The 18717-nt window shown below is 50.1% G+C and carries 17 protein-coding genes; 15 read left to right on the top strand and 2 right to left on the bottom strand.

Going from position 1 to position 18717, the window contains the following annotated elements; all coding sequences use genetic code 11:
* The first annotated feature begins 35 nt into the window (after window positions 1–35).
* Both ACZ439_RS03465 and ACZ439_RS03460 read left to right on the top strand, forming a co-directional pair.
* Window positions 36–701 (top strand): rhomboid family intramembrane serine protease, encoded by a 666-nt coding sequence (locus ACZ439_RS03465; protein ID WP_054795413.1) that lies wholly within the window; start codon window positions 36–38, stop codon window positions 699–701.
* 51 nt (window positions 702–752) lie between these two features.
* Entirely contained in the window at window positions 753–1382 is a 630-nt protein-coding gene (locus ACZ439_RS03460; RefSeq protein ID WP_141334625.1) for a TVP38/TMEM64 family protein, read from the top strand.
* A 93-nt stretch (window positions 1383–1475) separates the two neighbouring features.
* Here ACZ439_RS03460 and ACZ439_RS03455 read toward each other — a convergent pair whose 3' ends face one another.
* Window positions 1476–1937, bottom strand: coding sequence for a metal-dependent hydrolase (locus tag ACZ439_RS03455; protein ID WP_236595945.1), 462 nt, complete (start codon window positions 1935–1937; stop codon window positions 1476–1478).
* A 263-nt stretch (window positions 1938–2200) separates the two neighbouring features.
* Here ACZ439_RS03455 and ACZ439_RS03450 point away from each other — a divergent pair, with 263 nt between their 5' ends.
* The 9 genes from ACZ439_RS03450 to ltrA all read left to right on the top strand — a co-directional run bounded on the left by ACZ439_RS03450 (window position 2201) and on the right by ltrA (window position 12646).
* Window positions 2201–2566 carry a hypothetical protein gene (locus ACZ439_RS03450; RefSeq protein WP_054795414.1) on the top strand — a complete coding sequence of 122 codons (366 nt, stop codon included), beginning with the start codon at window positions 2201–2203 and terminating at the stop codon, window positions 2564–2566.
* A 199-nt stretch (window positions 2567–2765) separates the two neighbouring features.
* Window positions 2766–3764, top strand: coding sequence for a LacI family DNA-binding transcriptional regulator (locus ACZ439_RS03445; RefSeq protein ID WP_127606445.1), 999 nt, complete (start codon window positions 2766–2768; stop codon window positions 3762–3764).
* Window positions 3765–3770: 6 nt separating this feature from the next.
* Window positions 3771–3932 (top strand): hypothetical protein, encoded by a 162-nt coding sequence (locus tag ACZ439_RS03440; RefSeq protein WP_155614206.1) that lies wholly within the window; start codon window positions 3771–3773, stop codon window positions 3930–3932.
* A 426-nt stretch (window positions 3933–4358) separates the two neighbouring features.
* Window positions 4359–5363, top strand: coding sequence for a sugar ABC transporter substrate-binding protein (locus ACZ439_RS03435; RefSeq protein WP_127606443.1), 1005 nt, complete (start codon window positions 4359–4361; stop codon window positions 5361–5363).
* Window positions 5364–5619: 256 nt separating this feature from the next.
* Window positions 5620–6609, top strand: coding sequence for an ABC transporter permease (locus tag ACZ439_RS03430; RefSeq protein ID WP_127606441.1), 990 nt, complete (start codon window positions 5620–5622; stop codon window positions 6607–6609).
* A 51-nt stretch (window positions 6610–6660) separates the two neighbouring features.
* Window positions 6661–8349 (top strand): methyl-accepting chemotaxis protein, encoded by a 1689-nt coding sequence (locus tag ACZ439_RS03425; RefSeq protein WP_464620624.1) that lies wholly within the window; start codon window positions 6661–6663, stop codon window positions 8347–8349.
* A 21-nt stretch (window positions 8350–8370) separates the two neighbouring features.
* Window positions 8371–9861 (top strand): sugar ABC transporter ATP-binding protein, encoded by a 1491-nt coding sequence (locus ACZ439_RS03420; RefSeq protein WP_127606437.1) that lies wholly within the window; start codon window positions 8371–8373, stop codon window positions 9859–9861.
* A 41-nt stretch (window positions 9862–9902) separates the two neighbouring features.
* On the top strand, window positions 9903–10730 hold the full coding sequence (locus ACZ439_RS03415; protein ID WP_127606435.1) for a sugar phosphate isomerase/epimerase family protein: 828 nt from the start codon (window positions 9903–9905) through the stop codon (window positions 10728–10730).
* 503 nt (window positions 10731–11233) lie between these two features.
* Entirely contained in the window at window positions 11234–12646 is a 1413-nt protein-coding gene (ltrA, locus tag ACZ439_RS03410; RefSeq protein ID WP_054798695.1) for a group II intron reverse transcriptase/maturase, read from the top strand.
* A gap of 105 nt (window positions 12647–12751) precedes the next feature.
* Here the strand turns inward: ltrA and ACZ439_RS03405 are convergent, their stop codons facing one another.
* Window positions 12752–13429 carry an SIMPL domain-containing protein gene (locus ACZ439_RS03405; protein ID WP_054798710.1) on the bottom strand — a complete coding sequence of 226 codons (678 nt, stop codon included), beginning with the start codon at window positions 13427–13429 and terminating at the stop codon, window positions 12752–12754.
* 255 nt (window positions 13430–13684) lie between these two features.
* Here ACZ439_RS03405 and ACZ439_RS03400 point away from each other — a divergent pair, with 255 nt between their 5' ends.
* The 4 genes from ACZ439_RS03400 (at window position 13685) to ACZ439_RS03385 (ending at window position 18677) form a co-directional block, all read left to right on the top strand.
* A complete protein-coding gene (locus ACZ439_RS03400) occupies window positions 13685–15049 on the top strand; it encodes an ISNCY family transposase (protein ID WP_074730150.1) in 1365 nt (454 codons plus the stop codon).
* 142 nt (window positions 15050–15191) lie between these two features.
* Window positions 15192–15776 carry a hypothetical protein gene (locus ACZ439_RS03395; RefSeq protein WP_127606431.1) on the top strand — a complete coding sequence of 195 codons (585 nt, stop codon included), beginning with the start codon at window positions 15192–15194 and terminating at the stop codon, window positions 15774–15776.
* A gap of 628 nt (window positions 15777–16404) precedes the next feature.
* Window positions 16405–17535, top strand: coding sequence for an ROK family transcriptional regulator (locus ACZ439_RS03390; RefSeq protein WP_372813946.1), 1131 nt, complete (start codon window positions 16405–16407; stop codon window positions 17533–17535).
* A gap of 62 nt (window positions 17536–17597) precedes the next feature.
* Window positions 17598–18677, top strand: coding sequence for an extracellular solute-binding protein (locus ACZ439_RS03385; RefSeq protein WP_127606609.1), 1080 nt, complete (start codon window positions 17598–17600; stop codon window positions 18675–18677).
* Window positions 18678–18717: the final 40 nt, after the last annotated feature.

The following is an 18717-nucleotide window of genomic DNA, read 5'->3' as shown; positions in this document are numbered from 1 at the left end:
GGTGAATTCGGCTAAAAGGGAAAGGAAGAGGGAGCTTGTTTGCTCGAAGAGAAAGTTTGAAGCAGTACGTTCGGCTGTATCCGGTCACCACGACGCTGATCGCGATTCATTTGCTCCTCATGGCGGCCATGGAAGTGTACGGGTCGTCGAAGGATACCGCCACCTTGCTCCGGTTTGGAGCGATGTTCGATCTTCCCGGTTTGCAGCCGGAACCGTGGCGATACGTATCGTCCATCTTCTTGCATATCGGGTTCGAGCATTTACTGTTTAACAGTTTTGCGCTTTACGTATTCGCGGCGCCGCTTGAACGAATGCTTGGCTCCTGGCGGTATGCGGTTTTCTATTTGATATGCGGGATTATCGGCAACCTGGCCAGTGCGTGGCTGCACACGGATTCCTATGTCGGGGCCGGGGCGTCGGGAGCGATCTACGGCGTGTATGCCGCGTACTTGTACTTGTCGGTTTTCCGCAAGGATCTGATCGACTACCAGTCGAAGCAAACGGTTAGAACGATTGTCATTATCGGGTTCGTCTACTCCATCCTGATTCCGAATGTCGACATCTATGCCCATGGCGGCGGGTTCGTCGGCGGGCTGGCGGTATCGGCTATCTTGACGCTGTTCGTGAAGAAACGGAAAAGCAGGGGGAGTGAGGGAGATCAGAGTGGAACGATTGAAGGAATTGACCATGGAGCGTTTTAGAATAACAACAGATATGCGAAACTGGCAGTTATTACGGTTTGGGAGACTATCATGTACAAAAAACTAGGTTTGGCGATCCTCTACTTAGGAATTGCCTATCTCATTTACATTTACGGGGATGTCATCCTGGCTTGGTTCCATCCATCTAATCAGGTGGCAGTAGTCATAATTATCGCAACGTTGATGGCCTTATTTCCGGTCATTCCCTATCCTGTTGTCGGGGGCGTGATCGGCGCGGCATATGGCCCTGCCCTAGGAGCGGTTATCACGTGGGCAGGCTCCGCAACGGCTTCGATGCTGATGTTTTTATTTATTCGTTATGGATATCAAGAATGGGGCGTGCGAATATTGCACCGTCACAACAGCCTGGGAAAAATCACGGCGTTGTTCGAACAAAATGCGTTTTTGGCCATTCTCTTTACCCGATTGATTCCGTTCGTTCCTTCTATCCTTGTAAATATATATTCGGCCCTAAGCCGCGTTTCGTTTGCCGCTTATGCCGCTGCTTCCTCCCTGGGCAAAATACCGGCGATGCTGTTGTTTGCTCTGGTGGGGGATCATTTGATGACGGAGCCGGGGAATATCGTGATCACGATTGGCATCTATGGTGTTTTTCTGGGGCTCATTGTCTTGATTTATCATCTGTGGAAAAAAAAACGGGGCTTCGTTCAAGAAAATTGAAACAAGGATAGTCTACCTGCAGCGGCGGCGCATGACCGGCAGTGTGACTATCCTTTTGGCATGATTGGCAGGCACTCAAGGAAAGCTTGGTGCTCAGAATTCAATCGTTCTGAAAGGAATCCACAAGCTTATGGCAAGCAGCAGCCATTGAAATACCGTCTCGCTCATCGATCCCGTATCCACAGCCAGAAATTTGGGAAGTACGCGAACTTTCAATTTCAGCGGCCAGAACAGCTGCACGCCCTTCTCATTGAGTAAATCGATAAGCGGGTGTGAAGCATAGGCGGCGATGAATACCCAGTAATAAAGTACGGGCAAAGGAAGAGCCAGAAGCATCAAAGCCCCGATAAACAGACAGGAATGCGTAACCGTCCTGTGACGTACGTTCAGAATGCGGAGCAGCGCCGACAACGGAAAAAGCACCCTGGCCATCGTCGACCCCTGTTTATCTACATCGGCCAAAGTGCCGGCTAAGCAACCAAGCAGAAGAGCCCCGGCCGCCTCCCAGGATAAAAAAGTCACGTCATGATAAACAAGCGTGATTTCAGCAGCCACGAGCCCTGCCGCGCTGTGTGTTTTTTGTAATATAAAAACTCCTCCTTAGCATATACCCCAAACATGATGCAGAACAGTATAGTTTTCGGATCGTACATCCGATTACGGTAGGTGACAGCAGAAAAAATTCATGGACAGTTTCCGGTACACCCCTGTTTGAAGCCGGATACAAGCCGAGGCGGGCTGTGATATAATGGGGAACGAACTTTGCTTCAACGGTTGGGATAAGGGTTGTTTCCAATTTTCGCGAAAATGGTGATGGGATGGAACAGTTTGGAGCTTGGATCGGTTTGGGGCTGCTGCTGCTGGCCGGCTATGTGCTGCGTCAAAGACACAAGCGCACCGGGCCCCTGGGAAAAGCGCTCTCCAGGCTTCGCGAGCTCACCCGAAGAGTACGGGAGGGAGAGAGCGCGAGCACGGACTTGGCGGAATGGGAGGATAACCTTCGGACGCTCGAAGGTTATCCGAATAACTACAATGAACTGAACATGGAGATTCAATTCATGGTGGCGTTCCGTAAGTTCCTGGAGCAGCATGCTCCGGAGGATGCCAGGATCGAAACGCTGCTGGAGATCGAGCGGCACCGCAAAGATACGATTCTCGGGTTCAACATCCATTTGGATAAATAGCGCAAGCAAGGGTCCCGCAGTTGCTATAGTGCCTCCGGGATCTTTTGCTGTTTGCGGAGTTCAGTCGGCGTGACCGCGATACAATTCCCGAAAAGTCTGTTGGTTTCAAAAAAAAGTAAATGGTAGTGTTTTCATTGGTATTATAGTACAATAACAAATCAAATGACATGTTTTCATCAAAAGAAAGAGTGTAATGCCTATGAAGCCGACCATTTATGACATCGCCAAGGTCGCAGGTGTTTCGACCGCTACTGTTTCCAAGGTTATCAACAACAAGGGAAGAATAAGCGATAGGACGAAGGAGAAAATTTACCAAATCATGGACGAGATGCGATATCGGCCTAATGTACTGGCTTCCGCATTGAAGGGGAAATGCACGTACCAGATCGCACTGCTGATCCCGGATATGGATAACCCGATTTATGCGCAGTACTTGAAGCATATCGAGGATCGCGGGCAAGAACTTGGTTTCAGTATCGTGATGTGCAGTACCGACAATAATCCGGAGAAAGAAGCAAAACATATTACGCTATTAAGGCAAAAGAAGGTCGACGGTTTTATTATCGCTTCAAAATTTAGCAACGAAGAGCTGCTGAGCGAGCTGCTTCAAGATGAAGTTCCCGTCGTGCTCTTTGCGCACGAGCGGCCGGAAATGGCCATCGATAGTGTGACCGTCGACGATTATTGGGGCGGATTTATGGCGACCGAGCATTTGATCTCCCTGAAACACGAAAAAATAGGCGTTATTGCTGACGATTCGATCAGCTGCCGGGAGCGAATCCGCGGGTACACATCGGCTTTGCGCAGTGCCGGGCTTAGCGCGGAGGACAACATGATTGTCATAACCCGCTCCAAAATGGCAGATGCGGAAATCGCCGCCGGAACTTTATTGGATTTGACGGATAGGCCCACTGCGATATTCGGATGTAACGATATCATGGCGATTGGGGTTATGCAAGCGGCCAGAAAACGTCATCTTACAGTCCCGGACGAACTGTCTGTCATCGGCTTCGATAACACACAAATGTGTACAATCGTAGTTCCTGAACTTTCTTCCATTGCGATGCCGGTCCATGAATTGGGGAAAAAAGCAATCGATATGCTGATTGACAAAATTGAACGCCAAGCGAATCTCAAGCAGAACATAAAAATGCCCCCACAGCTCGTGATTCGAAATTCCACCTCGAAGAAAAAGTAAGAAAGCATGGCGAAAATCGGAAATAACCAAGAACTTTGTTGCAAAAAAAGAGCAAATAAATTAAAATGTGCTAAAAAGGTAATCGATTACCCCGAAAAGGAAGCGCTTACTTTAGGGTTGACTGCGCCAAACTGCCGGCAGTGGCAGCAGGATGGTTCAGCAGCATAAAATTCGATCCGGCAGGAGGATGCCTGTTCGTATACCGACAAAATTCTTATGAAAGGGATTGCAAGAAATAAAAGGTTATAGTAAAATGCAGGTAAAGCGCTTAATCTGGTAAATGTTTCTCTGGAATGAGTGCTTTACTTTATAAAGGGTAAAGCGCTTAACCCAATTTACGTAAAGAAGCTTGCAGGCGATGATAAGACGAGTAAGCGGCAGCAAATCGATGCAGGATTCACGAGGTGGCTGGAGAAATGTCCGTCGTCCGCAAGAAGAACGAACCATGAACGCCGTATCCTGCGAACGCTTACATCACACTTTAAGGAGGTGAGGAAAGGAAAGACTGGGAGTTTACACCATCCAGTAAGTGAGTTATAGCGTCTAGTCAGTCACAGGAGAGCGCTTGATCAAACTCGTTGAGGGGGAAGTACTATGAAAAAATTCAGCATGGTCCTATTGTTAAGTTTGGTGTTTGCAATGATCGTTTCCGCTTGTTCTTCCGGCACTAACCAATCCACAGCACCGGATCAAAGCGGGGCCAAGCCTTCCGGTGGTAATGATGCCGCTTCCGGCGGTAAAAAAATCGTGATCGGCGCCGCGCTCCCGGACTTTAGCGACAAGTGGCTGAGCTATCTGCAGGACGGGATGAAGAAATACCAGGCGACTCAGAAAGATGTCGAAGTGACCTACGTTGACGCGCAGAATGATGCGAACAAACAGCTGGCGCAAGTTGAGAATTTCATCTCGCAGAAGGTTAACGCGATTGCGATTGTTCCGGTCGATACGGTATCCATTGTAGACATGGTGGACCGCGCCAATAAAGCCAACATTCCGATCGTCGTTGTGAACCGTTCTTATGATGGTGTGGATAAAGCGACATCCTACGTTGGTTCCGAATCCATTACGGCGGGCATTATGGAGATGGAAGAAGTGGCCAAGCTGCTGAATAACAAAGGAAATATCGGCATCATGACCGGACAATCGGGGCAGGAAGCGCAAATCAAACGGACTGAAGGAAATAAACAAATCATCAGCAAGAACCCTGAGATGAAATTGGTACTGGAAGGAACGGGTTCCTGGGATCGTGCCAAAGGAATGGCTCTGATGGAGAACTGGTTGAACTCCGGTCAAAAAATCGATGCGGTTGTCTCCAACAACGACGAAATGGCGATCGGCGCGATTATGGCGGCGGAAGCGGCAGGCAAAGCGAAGGACATCGTGTTCGCAGGCGTCGATGCAACCCCGGATGCGCTCGAGTTCGTGAAATCCGGCAAGCTGCATGTCACCGTGTTCCAAAATGCAGACGGCCAAGGCAGGGGCGCATTGGAAACGGCTATTAAAGCGGCAAAAGGCGAGAAGGTAGAAAAGAATGTTTACATTCCTTATGAGCTTGTGACCAAAGCCAACGTGGAAGAGTACATCAAAAAATGGCAGTAATCCAATACGGGTAGCCTTATAGTTTTATAGTTTCATTCGAACGACATTCAGCGTGGAAGGACACCCCATCCGGGATGTGTCCTTCCGCAACAAGTCTTTAAGCACGATGTTTGGTCTATGAGATGCAGTTCATTCAAGGCTCAACGGCGAAAAGAAAGTCATTTCTTCCACCGAAGGATGCTATTACATATGTAGTCCGTGTTGACGCAAGCCGGACGCGATTTAAAGAAACACATTCATACTGGAGGATAAGCATATGAAAGAAACTGTAATTGTACAGGGCCAAAAACCGGGTCCGCAAGAACGTTCAACGAAGGCGAAAGCTTTGCTCGGTCGTTACGGCATGCTGCTCATATTGATCGGTCTCGTCATTCTCATGTCCTTGCTGTCCCCTACGTTTTTCACCTCAGGCAATATTTTGAACATTATTAGACAGATGTCCGTGGTAGGTATCGTCGCCATCGGCGTGACTATGATCATTATTACGACGGGAATCGACCTGTCTTCCGGATCCGTCATCGCCCTTACGTCCGTCGTCGTCGCCAGCATGTCGCACCCCGGCAGCTTTCCGCTGGCCCTTGCGCTTCTGGTCGGGCTGGCTATCGGAGCGGGCACGGGTCTAATCAGCGGAACGATTATTGCCAAAGGGCGGATTGCTCCATTCATCGTCACTTTGGGCATGATGACAGCAGCTAGAGGAGCCGCCTTGCTGTTTACCGGCGGGAAGCCGATCGGCAATCTTTCCGACTCCTTCAAGTTCATCGGGCAAGGCAGCGTACTAGGAATTCCTATGCCGATTATCATCTTTTTCATTGTGGCTCTTGTGTCCTACATTATTCTGAACAGAACGAAGTTCGGTAAATATATTTATGCGATCGGCGGCAACGAACAAGCGGCTGTGATTGCAGGCGTTAATGTGGAAAAATATAAAATACTGATTTACGGTTATGCCGGCTTGCTGTCCGCGATTGCCGGTATCATTCTGACTTCCCGGATTGCATCCGGTCAGCCGACGGCCGGTATGATGTATGAGCTTGACGCGATCGCTGCAGCCGTTATCGGGGGAACGAGTCTTTCCGGCGGCATCGGTACGATCGGCGGCACGGTTATCGGCGCGCTGATCATCGGGGTCATGAACAACGGGTTGGATTTGCTGAACGTGTCCTCGTACTGGCAGCAAATTTTGAAGGGCGTCATCATCACGGTAGCCGTATTTATCGACTCGAAGAAGAACAAGAAAAAGTAAGAGAATGTCAAGAGATGACTCGGGGAATGACGGGAAAGGGGGGGTTACAAGATGAGAATATCCATTCTGCAAAAACTGCTGGCCGGTTTTCTGGTTATCGCCGTGATCGCCGGTTGTGCGGGTACCATGTATTATCTTTCCTTGAATCGAATCGATCAGTCCCTTTCCAACATCTTAGACCGTCATGCCGTCATGAAGTCTTACGCGGACAACCTCAAATATTACGCAACCACGCAAAACGGTAATTTGAACGCTTATTTATTGACCAAGGATGCCTTCTTTAAGACGGACTTTTCGAATACGAACGCACGCATGGACGAATTGTTCGCGCAGATGAAAAGCGCGCTTGCCGATCCTGCAATGCTGGAGCAGCTGGAGTATACGATCAAACTGAACAAGCAATATAAGGAGAAGGTGGACCGGATATTCGGGCTTCCCAAAGATCAGTTGGAAAGCGCCGTTCAGGAAGCGAAAACCGGTATACTTCCGCTTGGCGTCGTGATTGTCAAGTTCGCCGGGCAGTTGTCCGACAAGCAGGACCAATTGATGAATGCAGAGAAGGCGGCGAGTCAAACCGTCATCACCGATATTCGCAGGCTGGTCATCTCCGTCAGCGTCATCAATCTCGTGCTGGCTTTAATCATCGGGTATTTCATCTCAAGGATGATCTCGAAGCCGCTGCGCCAGTTGTCGGAGACGGCCAAGTCGATCTCCGGCGGCGATCTTGCGATTGCGGATGTGCAGGCAACGAGGCGGGATGAGCTCGGACAACTGGCTGAAGCTTTCAATCAGATGAAGAACAATTTGCATCATTTGGTCGTAGAAATCAACCAGGGCGCCGGTGAAGTCATCGCCGTATCTAAAGAAGTGTCCGAAGGGACGGAGCAGACGGGGAAAGCTGCCGAGCATGTCGCCGAAATCATGACGCATTTATCGGAGAGCACGGAAAATCAGGTACAGAGCGTGGAAAGCAGCTTGCAAGCTGTTTACGATATGGCCTCGGACATTCGCCGGATCGATCAAAGCAGCCAGCACGCCATGGGAATTGCCGGAAACGCGCTGGAGAAGGCCGTGGAGGGTGACCGTGAGATCAACGGAATCACGAACCAGATGGAAACGATTCAGAAGCTGATGAGTCAGTTAGAGCATACCATGCAAACGTTGAGGGCCAGATCGCGCGAAATCGACGATATTAATAAAGTGATTTCTTCGATTGCGACGCAAACGAATCTGCTTTCATTAAATGCGGGGATTGAAGCGGCAAGAGCGGGAGAGCACGGGCGTGGATTCGCGGTCATCACCTCGGAAATCCGCAAACTGTCGCAGCAGACGAATGATTCGGCGGGACGGGTAACCGAGCTTGTGACCGGCATTCAAACGGAGACGATGTTCGCGGTCCAATCCGTTGAAGAGATGGTCGTGGAGGTTTCCAGAGGGATCAACGCCTCGACGGCCGTCGGAGACCTGTTCGGCGGAATCCGAGATTTGGTTCAGGATACGACGGAACAAATCCGCGACGTCTCGGAATCGCTGCGCCACTTATCGAACCATTCGGAGACAATCGTCCAATCGGTGGAGCAAATATCGGGCTTCTCGGAGACGATAGCAACCGGGACACAAAGTGTAACGGCGGTTACGGAGGAACAGCTGGCATTTCTTCAGCAAAATACGGCCCACGCAAACACGCTGTATGCCATGGCCGAGAAACTGCACCGAACGGTTCATCAATTCAGAGTCTGAAATCCAAACGAGGTGATTATGATGGCCAACGATTACATATTGGAACTGGAGCATATTACCAAAACGTTCCCTGGTGTGAAAGCGCTGGACGACATCCAGTTGAAAGTCCGAAAAGGCACGGTTCATGCCTTGATGGGAGAGAACGGTGCGGGCAAATCGACGCTGATGAAAATCATCTTCGGCATTTATACGCCCGATCAGGGAACGGTGAAATTCAAAGGTCAGGAAATCAAGCTGTCCGGATCGAAGGATGCGCTGAGCCGGGGCATTTCGATGATTCATCAGGAACTGAGCCCGATCCCGCAGATGACGGTAGCGGAAAATATTTATTTGGGGCGGGAAACGACGACAGGATTCGGATGGCTCGACAAGAAAAAGATGGTGGAGGATACCCGCAAGCTGTTTGAAACGTTGAAAATCGATATCGATCCGAACGCCAAAATGATTGATCTCAGCATCGCCAACACGCAAATGGTGGAGATTGCCACGGCGGTTTCTTACAACGCGGATTTGATCATTATGGACGAACCGACGTCCGCTATTACCGATAAAGAGGTTGAACAGCTGTTCGCCATTATCGGATCGCTCAAGGCCAAAGGAGTTTCCATTATCTATATTTCGCACAAGATGGATGAAATTTTCCGGATTTGCGACGACATTACCGTGTTCAGAGACGGTCAATATGTCGGCACCAAAGCGGCGAAAGAGCTGGACCAGGAATCGCTGATCCAAATGATGGTCGGTCGGGAGATCAAGCAGGTGTTTCATAAGGAAGATGCGGATATCGGGGAAGTTGTGCTGTCCGTCAAAAACCTGTCGCGCGAAGGCAAGTTTAACAACATCAGCTTTGATGTAAGAAAAGGAGAGATTCTGGGTATTGCCGGATTGATGGGCGCAGGAAGGACCGAGGTCATCGAGAGCATCTTCGGCATTCACCCGCCTGATGCCGGCGAAATCTACATCAACGGGGTCAAGGTGAGCATCCGTTCTCCCCGGGATGCGATTAAACACAAGATCGGCTTATTGACGGAGGACCGCAAAATTACGGGAGCCTTCCTGCCTATCTCGATCCGGGATAATATGATCATCTCCAGCATCGACAGCTATTTGAATAGAGGCGGTTTTATTAAGAGAAAGCTCGTCACCGACATGTGCAACTTGTTCGTTGAACGGCTGAGCATCAAAACGCCGAGTCTGGATCAGCTCATCATGAATTTAAGCGGAGGCAACCAGCAAAAAGTGCTGCTCGCAAGATGGCTGTTGAACAACCCGGACATTCTCATTCTGGATGAACCGACACGGGGGATCGACGTCGGAGCTAAATCCGAAATTCATAAGCTGATGTCCAGATTGGCGCAGACGGGAAAAGCGATTATCATGATTTCTTCCGAGCTCCCGGAAGTGTTGGGCATGAGCGACAGAGTCGTCGTTATGCATGAAGGGCGCAAGAAGGGCGAGCTCAGCCGCGCGGAAGCGAATCAGGAAAAAATTATGGAATTGGCGTACAGTTAACGATTGAAGAAGACAGATACTTGTAGAAAGCGGTGGCTCCTGTGAAAATAGCTTTTAATCAAGCGACAACGATGAAGTATTCGACATTGCAGCAGGACTTGGAGGTTTGCGAGAAATACGGATACGATCTGATCGAAATCCGCTTGGATAAACTGAAGGCGTACTTGGAGAATCATACGGTAGAGGAGCTCAAGCAGTTTTTTGAGCGGAATCGCATTAAACCGTATGCCTTCAACGCGTTGGAGTATATCAACCATAGAGACGAACCGGGATATCGGCAAATCAAGGACGATCTGAAGTTTCTTTGCGAAGTGGGCAAGGTCATCGATTGCAAGACGATTATCGTCGTTCCGACCTTTGATATCGGGGACTATACGAAGAGTCAAATTAAAGAGGAAACCGTGAAAGTCCTCCATGAATTGGCCGATATCGCGCAAGCCTACGATACGAGGCTCGCGCTGGAATTTGTAGGGTATCCGAACTGCTCGGTTAATACGTTCGGTCAAGCGTACGACATCGTGGAAGCCGTCAACCGGAACGATGTCGGCGTGGTGCTGGACTGCTTTCACTTTCATGCGATGAATTCCAAAATCGAAGATTTGCAGCGGGCGGAGCCTTCCAAAATTTTCGTGTTTCATATTGACGATTGCGAAGATTTGCCGGTTGGCGCGCTGCGCGACCATCACCGGGTGATGCCTGGGGAAGGCGCGGTAAACCTGGACTTACTCCTGCGCACTTTGAAGGATATCGGCTACAGTGAGATGGTTTCCGTCGAGCTGTTCAGACCGGAATACTGGGAGTGGGATATCGAAAAAACGATTCGTGTGGCTAAAGAGTCCACCGAGAAAGCGATCAAAGCTTATTTCTAGCGGTTCGCAGGACGGAGCGGGACGGATCGGTGTACTCACTCGCACAGCGCTGGTATGCGCTAAACAGGCAGGCAGCCCGATAAGGGCTGCCTCGTTTTTGTGCGCCACGCATGGCGACTAACTAGGCGGTGAAAGTCCGCTGTGGGGGTTTGTAGTTACCAACCACTAGCCAAGAGCAAGGGTGTCCATCGCGAGGTGGAATCTGAAGGAAGCTGGAGGCAAAATTCCGACCCGAGGAACACGAACATCATCAGGCATAAGGTATGGGATGAGCTTGCAAAACAAAGCGAAGTCCAATCAACTACACGGACGTACCATTGTAAATGATGCGGGTGCATGGAAGGAAAGTGAGTCGTCTTACCGTGGGAGGTCTCATGGACGTGAGGAGATGGACTTCGAATCACGGTTGAAACAAGATTTATCATGAGAAGTCAGCAGACGCCATAGTACCTTCTGCCGTCGACAGCAGAAGGGAAGGGCTGAACCTTAGGAGGTGATCATCAATGAATGTTACCAGAACAGGAGCAAAGGGCAGCCAACTTCGAAAAGAAGGCTCCACGCAGAAAGATAGTGCGGAACACGAAGGATATGCGGGAGTGCACATTCCTGAGAGGATAGCTGAAAAGGACGATGCCAACACAAGCAAGTCGGGGGATAAGTTGCTTGAGAAGATCGTGAGCCGAGACAACCTGAACGAAGCGTTCAAGCGAGTCAAAGCGAATAAGGGAACGCACGGAGTCGACGGGATGGGAGTAGATGAACTTCTACAATATCTCAGAGAAAACGGTGAAACCATCAAACAACAAATCCTGGACGGCAAATACCGTCCAAATCCCGTTCGACGGGTCGAAATCCCGAAAGAGAACGGAAAGAAAAGAAATCTGGGAATCCCAACGGTGGTGGACCGATTCATCCAGCAGGCTATTGCCCAAGTGTTGACACCGATCTGCGAAAAGCAATTTTCGGAGAACAGTTACGGCTTCCGCCCGAAACGGAAAGCACACGATGCGATCCGGAAAAGTCAGGTGAATATTGATGATGGCTATGAACATGTCGTCGACATGGATCTGGAGAAATACTTCGATACGGTCAACCAAAGTAAGCTGATCGAAGTGCTGTCTAGAACCATAAAGGACGGACGAGTCATATCGCTCATTCACAAATATCTGAAGGCTGGCGTGGTTGTTAAACACAAATTCGAAGAAACGGAACTCGGCGTGCCACAGGGAGGGAACCTAAGTCCAATCCTGAGCAACATCATGTTAAATGAATTGGATATGGAACTAGAGAAGAGAGGACATCGTTTCGTTCGTTATGCAGACGACATGCTCATCTTCTGCAAGAGCAGAAGGAGCGCGGAACGAACATTGACAAATATCCTCCCCTTCATCGAACAGAAATTGCTCCTCAGGGTGAATCGAGAAAAGACGGTTGTGGATGAAGCGAAAAGAATAAAGTTTCTTGGCTTCTCATTCTATAGCCGAAAGGGACAAACAAAGGTCAGGATACATCCTAAATCGATCTCCAAGATGAAAGCCAAAGTAAAAGAGCTGACGTCGAGAAGAAACGGTATGGGGAACGATGACCGGGCAATGAAACTCAAACGGTACATCACGGGGTGGGTGAACTACTTCAAGATTGCCGATATGAAGAAGTTGCTCCAAACGACGGACGAATGGATGCGAAGGCGAATTCGAATGATTTTCTGGAAACAATGGAAACGGGTGAGAACAAGATTCGATAGATTGAAGTCACTTGGAATCCATGATCAGAAGGCGTGGGAATACGCAAACACAAGAAAGGGCTATTGGCGAACGTCCAACAGCCCGATCCTCGCAACATCCCTCAACAACACCACAATTAAGAATCTGGGATTCCTATTCTTTTCAGATTATTACCGGCAAGTCACTGTGTAAACTTAGGAACCGCCGTATACCGAACGGTACGTACGGTGGTGTGGGAGGTCGGCTACTCAAATAATGAGTAGCCTCCTACCCGATTTTATTGGATACCGTCAAAGCTTAGACGTAACTATATTGGGCCCTTACAGAAGCGGTAATTTTCAATTGTCCGGGTTGGATCGGCGTAGGTGCGGTTGCCGCGTAATGTAAGGCCTGATAAGGGACCGGTTCCCGTGTACGAGCTTCTTCTTGAATGTTGTCCGGATATTTCACAAGCGTGACGGCTAACGTTGTCGCAATGGTCATGGCCTTGCTTTCGGCATTTTTAACGGCTAACGACAGGGCCTGATGATAATAAGCGGCCGGGTGCGCCATTGAAAATTGAATGTTTAAGACGGAATTAGCGCCATGTTCAACAGCCGTATCGACAACAAGTCCTGTCCGGTCTATTTGATCCAGGGTAATTTGAAGCAGATGTGTCACGCGATAACCGGTAAAGATTTGCTTCCCATCCTCATAGGAATACTGCATCTCGATCCTGTAAGCGACGGTTTGTATACGTTCCTTCGGAATGTTTAGCTGCAGCAGGGAGTTTATAACATCTGTAACGGCGGCTGCATTTTCCCTTTGGGCAATCCGCAAGCTTGTGTTTTCGGTGATTGCGCCAAGTTCTATAACGGCTCTGTCGGGAGCGGCAGAAACCGTTCCTTCGCCAGAGACTTCAATAATATGGCGGTTATTGCGATACAAGGAAGCAGGCGCCGGAGGAGCTGGAGACAACGGTTGATTATAGTACATAAGCCAACACCACCTCGTCAATCATTTATTTCTGCTGTGCGGTTATGACAACGTTAAAACAATCCAGGCACCCTTAAGACTATCTAGTTACCCCTGAAAAAGTCGGGCTATTTTGACAAAATAAAAAGGAATTCGGCACCTCAAAATGGAAATTGTTATTGTCCAGATAACAATCCATCCATCCCCGAGGGAAGAATTCCTTTGTTTAAGGAGTTCAACGCAGAGCCTCGGGAATCCTTCCTTGAGGTGATGAAAATGTTGAAACTTCGTGACGAGCAAATAACGATGTGGGATGCGATTCTTCCGGAAGCTGTTAGAACGCTGCCGGCCGAACTTGCCATCATCGATCGCTTGCTGGACGACGAAAAATTTCTTCAACCATTCGCGAAGCTGCATCCGAAAGGCAAGAAGAGCGGTCGCCCTACGCTGGCGATCGAGAAGTACATCCGTCTTATGGTCTTGAAACACAAATATAATTTGGGCTACGAGTCGCTCGTGAAGGAAGTTGGCGACAGCATCACCTGGCGAATGTTCTGCCGTATTGCCATCGATGAGAAGATGCCGGATCCGTCCACGCTCATCTATGCCCGCAAACGCTACGGCGATAAAATCGCCCAGGACATCAACGCTGCGCTTATCAAACAGTGTGAAGAAAAAGCGATTCTGAAAACCCGTAAATTCCGTACAGACACGACTGTCGTGGAATCCGACATTCATCACCCGACAGATGCTACGCTATTGCAGGATGGTGTGAAGGTCATCACGCGAATGATTCAGAAAATCCGCAAGGTCGCTTCCCACGCCGTTCAAGGCTTTGAAGATCGTACGGCTGAAGTTAAAGAAAAGATTCTGTCCATCGCCAAAGTACTGCGGCGTCGCACACGGGAATCGTGGGAAGAAGTTGACAAGATTACGCAAAGCGTAATCGAAGTAACCGACAGCGTCGTAAAGGGTGCACAAAGCGTCGTAGAAAAACTGCAAGACAAGGGCAAAACGGCCGTTCAGCAAAGCAAAGCAAAACTGTCGGCGGCGGTCGAGCTTACCGGGAAACTGCTGGAACAAGCCAGACAGGTCGTCTCCGGCAATCGTATCATCGCCGATCGTATCGTCAGCTTCTTTGACCCCGAAGCCAGGCCGATCAAGAAGGGCAAGCTAGCCAAAGGCACGGAGTTCGGATACAAGGTGCGAATCGACGAGACGGAAAGCGGCTTCGTCACCGGTTACGCCGTCTATGAGGGAAATCCCTCTGATGACGAATTGCTTGTTCCCGCCATAGAAGCACATATCAAGCAGTTCGGCAAAGCACCGCAGGCCGTAGCCACCGACCGCGGCTTCTCAAGCAAGAAGAATGAAGCAGCCATTACTGAACTTGGTGTAAAGCGAGCCAGCTTGCCGCGAAAGGGCAAGAAAGGCATTGCCCGCACGGAGTACGAAAACGAAAAATGGTTTAAGGACTTGCAGCGTTACCGTGCAGCCGGAGAAGCGAAGATTAGTCTTCTCAAGCGCAAGTACGGTTTGAACCGCAGCAGGTACCGGGGCTTTGCTGGCTCAAAATGCTGGGTCGGCTTCGGAATCCTGACCCACAATCTGCAAAGAGCAGCAAAAATGCTTCAAAACTAAGGTAGAAATAGAAATCCGGGGGAACCGACATCCACAAAACCACTCGGCTCCCCGAGACCATTTTTAAAATTGGACTTTTTCAGGAGCAACTATCTACATATAGATAACATGCAGCATAATCTAAAGAGAAGGGTGATAGTTATTGATAACTCACGGCATCTCGAATCAGACAGAGCCGCCACAATTTTCGGTCAGTCAGAACGGTCCTATTCAAGTGATTTGTTCCTCGACTCCCGTCACAGAAACCGCGCTCATTACGTTTGAAGGCGGAGGGAATGTGCAGCCACTTCCCGTACCGGTTCCGGCGTGTTTCACCACGGCGCTCTTTTCACCGCAATGGTTGACATTGATTGAAGCCGGGGCCGGAGGGACAGGGAATTTTTCGAATGAGCCTTCGCCCGTAACCATCATTTTTACTCCGGCTAGCAACCAAGCAGACATCACATTCGGCAATCCCCTATCTGAGGTTAACTTTTTCTACACATCGGCCACTCCGCTTACGATTAACGCCTTTGACGCCAACAATAATCTTGTTGCCACCGCAACGGGGCCTTCAAACGCACCGCCGTTTAATGTGTTCTCCCCTCTGGGTGTCAACGCCGGTTTCAATCGGATTACAAGAATTACCGTTATCGGAGCGGCGAATCAATTCGGAATCGATAACCTTACGTTGACACGTATCCGGGAATACTTTACAATGCAGGCCCAAATGATGTCCACACCGTAACGGCCAGTCCCGGGAATCGCAGCAGGATGGCTTGCGCCGCCATGAGGCGGATGAAGAAGGCTAATTTCCGGCAGCTGCGGCTGCTTGGAATTAGCCTTTGTTTGGTTGGGAGCGTTCAGGTGAACATATATCGAATAAGTCGAGCTGTTTTTCGGCCTCCGGGAATCCTGATAAGTAATACGGATCGACGAGGCCGGTTTCGTTTTTGCGGTCTATCCATGAACTGTCCTAGTGTCATTGTCTCTTTACTCATGTGGATCACCCCGTGATTAGTTGTCTGTAAGTATATGCGGCGATCACTTCGTCCTATGTATAGGCAAGCCGAGACTGCGTCCAGTCAGGCGGACCGGCTCCGGGCGTCACGTGAGTTGGCGGTGAAGCTATGCGGGACCGCGTAAAAAGATGTTTGTGAGAATTGCCGAAATTTGAGCAAGTACATATGGAAGGATATACAAATAAAAGAAAAAGATACAATTTATCATTGAACATGTAAGTGCTTTCATTTACAATTAAACCCATCATACTTAGTTAGTCATTTTAACTAAGTAAGTTCTGCCGACGAAAGGCGGTGAACCAAGCTGCATTGAGAACGAGAGGTCAAACGGGAAATACCAAATTCGTGAAACAGATGAATCGTGAAGGCATTCTTTATCAGCTGAAGCAGAAAAGAATGTCCCGAGCGGAGCTCGCTGCGGAGACGAAATTGAGCCGTCCGTGCATCTCTTCTCTGGTGGATGAGATGATCGGCGAAGGACTGATCCGGGAAATTGGGACGGGACAGTCTCGGGGAGGCCGCAAGCCCGTTCTGCTGGAATACAATTCGCAGGCGTATGCGGTCGTTGGCGCTGTGTATGAGGGCAACTGCATCCACATGGCGATTGCCGATCTGCATGGGCACATCCTGTCCCGTTATCAAGCCCGCTTGAAGCCGCCTGCCGACGGGGAAAAGGCGCTTGCCGCTTTGGAAGCCGGACTGACGAAGCTGCTGGGGCAATGTTCTTTTGAGAGGAGCCAACTGCACGGCATCGGGATCGGGCTGCCTGGCATAACCGAGCGCAACAAAGGCACGATTTCCTTCGCGCCCAGCACAGGGTGGATGGGGCAGCCAGTCCGGCAGGCATTGGAGGAGAGATTGGGACTTCCCGTATTTATTGACAATGACGTTAATATGATGACCATAGGTGAATTTTATCAAGGCGCCGGTCGGGGAGCGAAGAACCTCATCCAGATTTATGTCGGCTCGGGCATCGGCGCAGGCATCGTCATTAACGGGCAGCTGTACAGGGGAAGCAAGGAGGCCGCCGGCGAGATCGGGTACATGATGATTGGCCCATTCCGCAACCGCAGCCAAAGAGAATACGGCGTGTTCGAGAGCAATTTCGGCGTACCTGGCATCTTGTCCAAGGCACAGCCCTTGCTGCCTTCATGGGAGGAAGGAGCGCCTATTCTTCCTCAGCTTCAGGCGGCGGCTGCGGAAGGCCATCCGGAGGCGCGCGCCCTTCTGCAAGATACCTACCGGCACTGGGCGTTCGGCATGGCCAATGTGGCCAGCATTATGGATCCGGAACTGCTGGTTCTCGGCGGAGAAATGATCCATCTCGATGAACAAGGGCTCCAAACGATTCAAGAGCTATTGTCCCGTCTCATTCCCGTCGTGCCGGTAATCAAGACGGCATCGCTTGGCGATCAGGCGGGCATTATCGGCGCGGTCCATTGCGTGCTTGAATCGTTTCCGAACCATAGGTCCTGGAGTGAATAAAACTTAAGGGGGAATTCGAATTGAATTTTGGAGTAGGAAAAGCAGCAAAATGGTTTAACGGCATGCTTGTCAGCTCGCTCGTTCTTGCTTTAGCCGCCTGCAGCGGGGGCGGGGCAAGCGTACAGCCGGCAGAAAAACCGGCGGAGAAGCCCGCCGAGAAACCGGCCGATCCGCCGAAGCCGGCTGAAGCGAAGAAGCTGGTTATTTATACGGCCAGGGATAAAACGGTCGTGGATGAAATCGTCCCCAAATTCAAAGAGCAGAACCCGGGCGTCGAGGTGGAAGTGTTGACGATGGGCGCACAGCAGGTTCTGGAGCGCGTTCGTGGAGAAAAAGCGAACCCGCAGGGCGATTTCTGGTGGGGCGGTACGCAATCCATGTTTATGACAGCGGCCGACGAAGATTTGTTGGCGGCCTACAAGCCAACCTTTGCGGGTACGGTTCCGGCTCAGTACAAGGACGGCAAAGACCGCTGGTACGGCGAGATGCTGCTTCCGGAAGTCATCATGTACAACCCGCAAATGTTGAAAAAAGAAGATGCGCCGAAAGATTGGGATGACCTGCTCGATCCCAAATATAAAGGAAAAATTTTGATTCGCGGCGTGCTCGCCTCCGGAACGATGCGTACGATTTACTCCGCGATGATTTTCAGACAGGGTGCCGGCGACCCGGCCAAAGGCTACGAATGGCTGAAGAAGCTGGATGTCAACACGAAAGAATATACCCAGGACCCTACGAATCTTTACTTGAAAATGGCACGCCAGGAAGGCTCGCTTTCGTTGTGGAATCTGCAGGACATCATGATTCAAAAGGAGACGAAAAATCAGCCGTTTGACTTCATCTATCCGGCCAGCGGAGCTCCGATCCTGGTGGATGGCGTAGGCATCATCAAGGGCAGCAAAAACGAAGAAATTGCCAAGAAGTTCTATGAGTTCCTGTTCGAACCGAAGCTTCGTTCGGAGCTTGCGGAGAAGCTGTTCCAAATTCCTACACGCAGTGATATCAGTAAAGATACGCTCCCGGCGTGGCTGAAAGGCATTGAACTCAAGCCGATGGAACTGGACTGGGCAACGATGGCCGCCAAGGAAAAGGAATGGATGGACTATTGGGATCAAAACATTAAAGGCAAAGGCGCAAAATAAAGGGCATGCGGGCGGAGTGAAAGCTCCGCCCCAACATTCC

It is taken from the genome of Paenibacillus sp. JCM 9796 (assembly GCF_055379675.1).
The sequence above is the reverse complement of the archived record's forward strand: the minus strand, read 5'-3'. Positions and strand labels throughout refer to the sequence as shown.